The following is a 10,283-nucleotide window of genomic DNA, read 5'->3' on the forward strand; positions in this document are numbered from 1 at the left end:
TTAGGTTTTCAAAAAAGTAGTTGGGCTTAATTCCCAAAATTATATCGAAGGGTAAAGCCGGTATTGATAGTTGTTTGCGGGAAAGCTGTAGAAACGGCAAATTGAGAGAAAGAATAGTCGTAAAAAAACAGGGCATTTAGGCTTTTACTCAGGGCATAATCTGCAGTGAATTTAATAGATAAAAGGTTTTGACCACTGGTGATCTGGTTGTTGTCAAGGTCCAGATTCCGAATGATAGTAATGTTGTCTCTAAGGGTAACATCGGCCTTCAGATTCAGATCTCCCTTGAGTCGTTGCTTCTCCCCGCCAATGTTGGTCACAAATTTTACATCTTTAAATCGATATCCCAGTCCAACGGTATATTCCTTTCCGTTGATCTCGGTGAGCAGGTTGTTGTCAAAACTTAAAGAAAGGGCTCGATCTGCTCTCACTTCCGCCACTACACTCATTGAGTTCTTCATCTCAAAATCTACCCGCATCAACGGATTGAACTGATCCGTAAGTACTACATTGCTTATAATATTTTCTGAAAGGAAATTCTGATTTTCAGGGTCTATAGTACCATTCTGGCGTTCCAGATTGGTCTGGTAATTATTAATGCTGTAGGCGGCACGGTACCCATGACTCAGCGAGAACCGTTTGAATTTCTTCTTAAACCACTTGTTGCGCATAAGGCCCGTGTACTTTATGTTCCAGTTAGGGATAGGGATATCTCTGAAGGCATCCAGGTTAACCCTATTTACATCCTGGCCTGTGTAGGCGGCAAAGAATGCCGGAAGCAATACATCCTGACTTGTATTTCCATATCGGATTGGGAAGCCATCGGTATCTACCCCTTCATCTGCACCTCCGCGGTCTGAAATTACCCTGTTGGCAATGACAATACGGTTCTGCTTAAAGGTTTCAAAATTATCGGACGTAAACTCATCACTTTTAGAAAAGAAGGTACCTAACATGATCGTGGAAATACTGAAATTTCCAAAGGTATTTGGGGTTTGAACAATGTATTCTCCAGATTCGACCTTAAAGTTCTCCTGAAGACTACTGGAGAATTGCCGATCTGCCACCAGGTCTATGGTCAGATCTTGCACAGGTTGCGCAGTAGCCGTAATATTCAATTGCTTGTTGGTGCGCTTTATAAACTGCTCGTTAAATTCCGGAAAGACCGTTAGCCATCCATTCCGCGCAGCTTCAAAGCGCACGTCAGCCTGACTTCCGAAAACAAATCCTAAAGTAGGTCTGGCTGTGCCAATAAATCCTATAGACTGCGTATAGCCAGGCAGTACCTGCCCGTTGTTCTCGTTGTAATTTATATTGAGACGTTTTATCATGGTAATTACGTCTATGGCAGTATTCCACAGTCCGGAAGTTTTCTTTACGGTGGGGACCTCTGTGCCCGCCGCCGGGTTTCCTGCCTTATCTCGTCTTACCGGTGCCACGGCTCCTTTGCCCGTATTCTTTTTTAGTCCAATCTTGTCATAGAACCGCTGCATATTTAAAGTAGCAGTTATATTGTGCGTATTGGCGTTCTGAATAGTATTGATATCTTCCAAGGTGACCTCTCTGATCGCATCTCCCCCGCGCTGCCAGTCAAAATTACTGGTATAGGTGTATTGGGCGTTGATAAAATCGAGAATAGGGATCTTATTAAGCGGCAATTCATAATTCAACTGCATTTGCTGTGCATGCCTGTTTGGTTCCCCTATATCAAAAAATCCGTCCCATACATTTAAGTCCTGGTTGATCAGGGAATTCGGGTTTCCTTCTTCCTCAAAATAATTCCGGACAATATTATTATTAGAGGCCGTAAGGTTTAGCCTTAAAGACTTTGTGATACTGTAATTAAGTGCATACTGCCAATTGAACAAATAATTGCGTTGTTGCAATAAAGGAAGTTCTAAACGTTCTATCCCGGGCTCCAATACATCACGAAAACGCTGCTGGTTAAATTGGCGGTTGATATTAGATTGAACAGAAATACTAGTGGGCAAAAGATTTAGGTTCAGGTCCTTTAGCCATTTCCAGTAGTTTCCTGTAAAAAGCGAATCTTTCTTGGCAAAAGGTGCCACGGTCACTGGCTTGAAATTATGATTATAAATAAAGCCGGTCTGCACATTCTGATCTCTCAAATTAGCGATCTCAAAATCGCGATGTTCGGTCTCATTAAAGGAGTAATTAAAGGTAAAATTCTCAATATCGTAAAAATTGGCTTCAGCATCTTCTCCCCTGTTCTTGCGTACCCCAATAAAATTGATGCTGGTCCTTTTGGTATAATCCTCGGCCTGTTCACGGATCTCATCGGCTTCCTGGGCGGTATCTGCCGCAGTGATTCTGTCATCTAGCTTAAGATCGTCATACACAGGATCAAATTCCGGAGTGATCAGTTGTTCCGAGATCCCATAATTAAAAGGTATCTGCAGATTCCATTTTTTTGGCAAAAGCTGGCCAAGTTCCACATTGGTAACCACGTCATAAGAAATAGCATCTTCCCTGGCCCTTTCGTTGGGCATTTGATCTATAGCGCCAAAGCCTGAAGTACTCTTGCTTCCGGTAGCAGAAACATTAGCAAAATCGGCAATGTTACCATCGAAGGCGGCAATGGCAGCCCAACCTCCCTGGTTGTCCAGGCCGGCTAATCGCAATTCGTTAAACCATACTTCCCCTCTTGCGGGAACATTATCAATGTTCTTAATACCCACCATCATACTTCGGATGCTTCCCAGCGATGGATTTCCCCGGATTCCAATCCGCACCTGACCTAGTGTCCTGGGTGCAAACTCGGCCACAGTTATTACCTCACCATCTACGATCTCATAATAGGTTGCATCTCCCAGTGTCTGATCTGAAATGCCTTGTGATTTTACCTTTTTCAGGTCGTCAAGGGCAATATCAAGTTCGTTCACTGCCGGCCAAATATCTTCAGGAGACGTGGCACCAAAAGATGTAAATTCTAAAGGCACTTCAATTTGATAGTAGTTTTCTGAAAAGTCGGTCCCGATCCTTAAAAATCCAACCAGTGGAATATCCCCATCCAAATAATCCGAATCCAGGATCTCCTCGGCATGCATAAACATTTTTAGTCGTTCGTACTGCCGCACATCTATATTTACATTTTTAAAAACCCCTCTGGAATCCTGGGCTTCTAGATTTTCTACCACAAAGGAAAGGGATTGTTCGTTTTGCCGGATAATTGTATTGTTGTTATTGAGCTGTTCCCGAAGTACACCCGGAGGCAATACGTAGGGAATTGGGATCCTGGAATTATTCTCTTCTATATTTACCGTATTTACATCTACTATGGTATTGTCATCAGACGGGTCATCATTGTTTTCCTGAAGTGTTTTAGTGTAATTTCTCCAATCTCCCCTTACAAGATCGAGAGTGGCAAAACGCAATACTACATTATCTGTAAAGCCGGTTAGATACATACGCATAAAACTGATGGACCTAAAATCTGAGATGCCTCCCACAGCATCGGTAAAATCACTTAACGGAATTTTGTATTGGATCCAACGCCTGTTCAATTGGCTGCCATTGGGTAAGTTAGGGGTAATACCCTCCTTGATATCCGTAACATACGGATCATTCACTGTAGTATTAGGCCTTATCTGAATACGGTATTCATAATAGCTGTTGATAGTGTTCATGGTAAGATCCCTGTCTACATCTTCTACGTCTGGCAGGGTAGTAGAACCTCTGTTGGTATTGGTTACGGTCACCGGTGAGTTGCCATCCACATTATTGAAATCGAGATATCGCTCCAAAATTCCTCCTTCGCGATTCAGATAGTACTGATAGTTATCCAGGGCAGGATCTTCTGCCGGACCATTATACCCCTGTAGTGCTTCATCTGCATCAGTTAAACCGTCAAAACCCAGATCCTGCAGGGTCCTGTTGGTTTCATCCGCATCAAAGGCGTATACCAGGGATTGTGTTGCGGGAACCTTGCCCCAAATGGTGTTAGTGGTGAGATCATTACTGTTTACTCCTGGCAGACCATTCTCATATTGCTTTCGGCCATCCGCCAGTATGTCTTCTGATATATTCCCTAGGTTAAAGACCAGTTCACCTGGACCGGTAGCAATACCATCCACGTAGGGATCCATCACCCAGAACTGTACGAATTCCACATTCGATTGTTCAAAATTCGTACTACTCAGCGAGCGCATGATCCCTGCCCACTTCTCATTGGGCTGTTCTGTGCCAAAATCAGGATTGGCATTGTAAGGACCTTTTTGTGTAGGGTAGTACGCTAGATCGAGGGTGTTTTGCACGGTTGTTTGTCCTTGTGCAATATCTATTTGCGGAAATACTTCATCGATAAAAACGCGGCGGGTTTCATTGGTAGAAAGATCATTATCTGAGATACCCGAAGGCCTTTGATTGGTAAAAAATATGGGATCTATGGTATACCAGGCCATTTTTGCTCTTTCGTATCCCACCTGCAGATCGGTCTCACCTTCGTCCAAAAATTCCAAAGGAGTACTCGCCAGAGACCAACCGAGGGAAGCACGGATATCTATCAGGGCCTGTGCTCCTTCAAAATCATCCAAATAGGTTGTTGTTTCTCCCATAAAATCCGCATTCTTTGGCGAATTTGGAATAAGGTAGGCCACTTCTCCCCTGAGGGAAATATTCGAAGGGACATCTGTATCTATATTGGGAAGATGGTTAACAAGGCGCGTTAAGAAGGGAACTTCTGTAGAGAAGTTACCATTGAGACCAAAAATTGTATTGTTCACAGGTTCTATACCGAAATTCGACTTTTGGGTCAAGGGCCTTTCATTCAGGTTTAGAAGGGTTCCACCTAACACAAATTTCTCATTGAATTGGTGTTCAACATTCACCCCGGTAAATCTTCTTGTCTGCTGCCCAAAAACAGCATTGTTCTCTACAGAGATATTGATAGGTGTATTGGAGGCCTGCAAACTTGGATCGAGTATCTGCACCGTCCCTGCCTGGTAATTAACCGTATAGTCTATCCCTTCCTGCAATTGTCTTCCCCCGGCGGTTACTCTAACGGATCCCCTGGGTACATTAAAGGCTCCAATGGGAATCCCGTTACTTCCTTCAGATTTATATCTTCCTTTTAATCTGAATCTGTTCTTCTCGGCATCCTGAAGGGAAGAGGCCTTGGTATTGGCATACATGTTTCTGAAAACATATTTTTGCTGGTTCACATTGTAGCCCTGATCATTGGCCACATCGTAAGTTCCCCCACCTAACAAATCAAATAGGAACTCCCCGAAAGGTTCCACTTTGGTAAAAATGATCTGACCCCCTTGCGTATTAACTGTAATTCCAGGAACAAAATCGAAAAACCCATCCCCTCCAGGCTGCACGTCGCGGTATACATTAAGTCGGTCTAAATTAAAGACATCTAATAAAATTCGGTCTTCCAGGGGTTTTGGGGTCGATGGCCAACCCGTGTTGGGGTCTACCGGGGTAATATAGTTTCTGGGTGTAGGATCGGAATACAGAATGTTCAATTTAAAATCATCCTCACTCAATTGAAAGGCTCCTGTGGAGTAAATATTTTTCATCATCAGATCCCAGATAGGATCATTGACATTGGTAATGTTACTTTTTAAAAGCTTCAGGATCAGAGTATTGTTGGTGATCACTGGTGTCACTCCTCCGGCAACAGTAGTGGCGTCCAGGCCTCCATTGGCAAATTCTCCCACCTGGTATACTTCTCCGTTAAACGTATATTGAAAGGCAACACCTAATACTTCGTCATTGCTCAATCGCTGATTGAGGGAGATATAACCAAGCTGCGTATTGTATTGGTAGTCTCGGATGGGCTCCAGTTTGCGTGCATTTTCCAAAATGGCATAGTCAAATCCCTGGTTGATCTGATACCCGCCTGCAATATTAAATCCGCTTTCCACGGTGGCAATATCCCTGATGTCTGGTGTAAGGGCCCCTCCGCTATTGATAAGGGCAGGGTCAAAATCATTGGCCCCGTTCCTTGGCAAGTCGGGATTTGTAGCGGAGAAGTTAAAAAACCCAGCGGGATCCCCATTGGCAATCCCAATACGTGTTTTCTCTTCCAGGGCCTCTCCAAGATCCTGAATAGCTACTACGTTGCGAACATTCAGGGTTTGCTGACTGCGGTTGGTTACCCAAACCTCTAGCCTTGTGATCTGCACCTGGCTGCGGATATACGGATAATTAGACAATGCCTGATCGTATTGATCCCTGAAATACTGTGCTAAATAAAAATGCCTGTCCTCATCATAATCCAGTGCGGTAAGTTCAAATTCGTTGAGGGTTCCTCCCCCCTGTGCCACCACGGTATTGTTCTGGGAACGTTGTTCAGAAAAGACAGCTGTTACGGTGGTCTTTCCAAATTGCAGTTGCGTCTTTACCCCAAAAAGACTTTGGGCACCTGTGATTAGCGAACTGTTTAAGGGCATGTTCACATTACCCACTTCAATTTTCTGAATAATATCATCTTCGGTGGGCGTGTAGTCTAGTTTTACTAAGTTCTGAAAATCGAAGGTAGCTTCGGTATCATAGTTGGCCGTTACTTGTAATCGTTCTCCAACTTTACCAAGCATACTTAAGCTTATCCGTTGGTCAAAATCGAAAGATAAATTGGTACGGTTCCTGGGAGAAAGCGCAGGGTTGTCATTTTTTTGCCAGATAACACCCAGGTCCATCGCCACAGAACCTTGTGGGATCACTTCTATGGTGTTACCACCAAAAACCGATTCAAAGAAATTGTTGTTGACGTAAAAATTAGGCAGCAGGTTTCGCCTTGCTTCTTCACTTCCCTCCTTTTTCCCGGAAAATGCATCTATCTTATCCTTAAAATAAGACTTGATACCTTCCTTTCGCACCAGTTCCAGATATTGCTCCCGAGTGAGGATCACCGGATAGTTGATATCGTAGTTGCCTACGCTCTCCGTGTAAATATATCGGTCTAGTTGTGGATCATAAATGTATTTGGAGACTACACTTTTAGGATTCGGCATTTTGATCTTGCCCAGAGCCACTCCTGTTTGAACAGAATCTGCAGGCTGCTCTTCAGTTTCCTGAGACCACGAAGTAGTGGCCCAAAAGAAAATGAAGGATAGGAAAAAAAGCTTAAATGTAGATTTAAGAAAAGTGTTTGCCCCTGTTTTCAAACTAATTACAAATTTTTCAGCGCGTGTTTGATAATGTCCTCTACGCTTAGAGAAGTATCCTGGCCTAAAACCTTGTCCACGGCCTTTTCGGCCTGCTTTCTTTGAAAGCCAAGAACCTCTAAAGCAGATAACGCTTCTTCTTTATTTGTATTGTTTGAATTTGGGTAAACTTCGTCCAGATCGTAAATTTTTAAAACTTTGTCCTTAAGATCAAGTATTACGCGCTGGGCCGTCTTGGCGCCAATGCCTTTTATGGCTTGAATAGAAGGGACATCACCGGTAGCAATTGCGTCCCTGATCTGATGGGGTGTCATTGAGGAAAGCATGGTCCTTGCGGTACTAGATCCAATGCCTGAAACAGACAAGAGCAGTCTGAAGATCTCCCGCTCCGATGCTTCCATAAAGCCAAAGAGCGTATGGGCATCTTCTTTGATCTGTAAATGCGTAAAAATTTGAATGTTCTCCGAACTTGGGAGTTGTGAGAAGGTGTGCAGTGAAATATTCACAAAATATCCTACCCCCCCACAATCTATGACCACATGGGTGGGATATTTTTCTGTGAGCCTTCCTTTTAAATGGGTGATCATAGGTTTGTTTTATGCAAGATGGGCTTAAGTGCTGCTTCCTTATTTCTTTGTTCCTTTTTTGGCTTTTCTACGCTTCTCTCTTTCCTGGGCATCTATAACCGCTACGGCCGTCATATTCACCATTTCTTCTACGCTAGCGCCCAATTGCAGGATATGCACTGGTCGTTTAAGACCTAGCATAATAGGGCCAATGGTATCTGCGGCATGGAGCTCCTTCAGTAATTTATAGGTGATGTTTGCCGCCTCCAAATTGGGGAAAATTAAGGTGTTTACCTTTTTTCCTGCCAGTTTGGAAAATGGAAACTGACTCTGATGTAACTCCTTGTTTAGGGCAAAATCTGTTTGTATTTCGCCGTCTACCACCAAATGCGGATCGGTCTCATGGAGAATACGCACTGCTTCTTTCACTTTTCTGGCGTGAGGATGGTTCGAGGATCCGAAATTGGAATACGACAGCATCGCCATAACCGGATCAAAACCAAAGGCGGTAGCCAAATTTGCGGTCATTCTGGTGATCTCTGCTAATTCCTCTGCAGTTGGGTCTATATTGATAGAAGTGTCTGCCAGAAAAATAGGTCCCCGGTTGGTGATCATGATATGCACCGTGGCCGCTTTTGAAACGTTAGCCGCCCTACCGATCACCTCAAAAACCGGTTTGATAGAAGATGAATACGATCTGGAATATCCCGAGATCATTCCATCCGCATCCCCTTCAAGGATCATCATGGAACCAAAATAGTTTCGTTCGCGCATCCTGCTTTTTGCGCTGTAGAGGGTAGCTCCATTACGCCGCCGTGCTTCCCAGTACTTCTGGGCATATTCCATTCTCTTTTCGTACGAATTTGGTCCGTACTGATCAACTATAAGGACGTCTGCATCAAATTCCAATTCTTTTTTTAGTTCCTCTATAATGTCCTTATTTCCTAATAATATCGGGATGGCAATTCCTTCTTCGTGGGCAATTTGTGCCGCTTTTAATACATCTAGTTGATCTGCTTCTGCAAAAACGATCTTTTTCGGATTGTTCTTCGCCCTACTCATCAACAACCGCATCACTTTGTTATCCTCACCCGACCGTTGGAAAAGTTCCTCCTTGTACTTATCCCAATCTGTTATGGGCAGACGGGCCACCCCACTTTCCATAGCAGCTTTTGCCACTGCCGGAGGAATTTCTGCTATAAGTCGGGGGTCAAAGGGTTTTGGAATGATATACTCCCTGCCAAAGGTAAGTCTGGTTTCCCCATAGGCAATATTTACCTGTTCCGGTACAGGCTGTTTGGCGAGATCTGCCAACGCCTTAACAGCCGCCATTTTCATTGCTTCATTGATCTTAGTAGCCCGCACATCTAACGCTCCACGAAAGATAAAAGGAAAGCCTAAAACATTGTTTACCTGATTAGGATGGTCCGACCTACCTGTGGCCATGATCACATCTTTTCTGGTTCTCATTGCCAAACTGTATTTGATCTCCGGGTCCGGGTTGGCCATCGCAAATACCACTGGATTGTCTGCCATGGATTTCAGCATGGCCGGGGTCATAGTATCTGCAATAGAAAGCCCTATGAACACATCCGCATCTTTTAGGGCATCTTCCAGGGTTTGAAAATTACGATCTGTGGCAAATTCCTGTTTTTCTGGAGAAAGATTTTCACGATCCTTCCGGATCACTCCTTTACTATCTACCATGATGATGTTACTTGCCTCTGCCCCAAAGGCCTTGTATAGTCTGGTACAGGAAATAGCCGCGGCACCTGCTCCACTGATCACAATACGCACTTCATGAATCTTCTTCTTGGCAATTTCCAATGCGTTAATCAAGGCTGCGGAGGAAATGATAGCAGTACCGTGCTGATCATCGTGCATAACGGGAATATCTAATTCCTCTTTAAGTCGGCGCTCTATCTCAAAAGCTTCGGGCGCTTTGATGTCCTCCAGATTGATCCCCCCAAAGGTTGGCGCAATGGTCTTAACTGTCTCAACAAACTTATCTATATCCTTGGTGTCTAATTCTATATCTATGGCGTCTATATCTGCGAAAATCTTAAAGAGCAGACATTTTCCTTCCATCACGGGTTTTGAAGCTTCCGGACCAATGTCTCCTAAACCAAGAACAGCGGTGCCATTAGATATCACTGCCACAAAGTTTCCCTTGGCAGTATACTTATATACGTTTTCTACATTCTTGGCAATTTCAAGGCATGGTTCAGCCACCCCAGGGGAGTATGCAAGGGCGAGATCTCGCTGCGTAGCATAAGGTTTTGTAGGAACGATCTTGATCTTGCCGGGGGTTGGTTTGGCATGGTAAATTAACGCTTCCCTTCTCTTCTTATCTTTCGCCATACATTGTATTTAAGAAACAAATTTAAGGGTATTCTTTGGATAAGCACACTCAGAGGATTAAAGATTCTCCCTCTTGTAATCTTCTGTCTTACCTATCAACCAAGGCGACAAATTTTTAGGTTACTAATGAAATTTGAAAATAAGCTAGTCAGAGTCACTGTCTTCTTCTTGAACAGACTTAACATTTAAACGCATGGCCAATATCGCTGCAATAATAAAGAAC

Annotated in this window: 3 protein-coding genes; all 3 read right to left on the bottom strand. The window is 43.8% G+C overall.

From position 1 onward, the window contains the following. Window positions 1-26 precede the first annotated feature (26 nt). From sprA to WBM49_RS08515, 3 genes are read right to left on the bottom strand one after another with little or no spacing between them, the layout of a single operon-like run. On the bottom strand, window positions 27-7,133 hold the full coding sequence (gene sprA / locus WBM49_RS08505; RefSeq protein WP_424371626.1) for a cell surface protein SprA: 7,107 nt from the start codon (window positions 7,131-7,133) through the stop codon (window positions 27-29). A gap of 5 nt (window positions 7,134-7,138) precedes the next feature. Further along, window positions 7,139-7,720: a Holliday junction branch migration protein RuvA gene (ruvA, locus tag WBM49_RS08510; RefSeq protein ID WP_424371627.1), complete on the bottom strand. Its 582-nt coding sequence runs from the start codon at window positions 7,718-7,720 to the stop codon at window positions 7,139-7,141. 39 nt (window positions 7,721-7,759) lie between these two features. Next, entirely contained in the window at window positions 7,760-10,060 is a 2,301-nt protein-coding gene (locus WBM49_RS08515; RefSeq protein ID WP_424371628.1) for an NADP-dependent malic enzyme, read from the bottom strand. Window positions 10,061-10,283 lie beyond the last annotated feature (223 nt).

Origin of the sequence: Muriicola sp. (assembly GCF_049669965.1) — a bacterium.
Taxonomy (GTDB): domain Bacteria; phylum Bacteroidota; class Bacteroidia; order Flavobacteriales; family Flavobacteriaceae; genus Muriicola.

What these genes read in the sequence shown, in the direction of transcription:
- ruvA (WP_424371627.1), bottom strand. Translation starts at nt 7,720, where the DNA reads ATGATCACCCATTTAAAAGGAAGGCTCACAGAAAAATATCCCACCCAT.
- WBM49_RS08515 (WP_424371628.1), bottom strand. Translation starts at nt 10,060, where the DNA reads ATGGCGAAAGATAAGAAGAGAAGGGAAGCGTTAATTTACCATGCCAAA.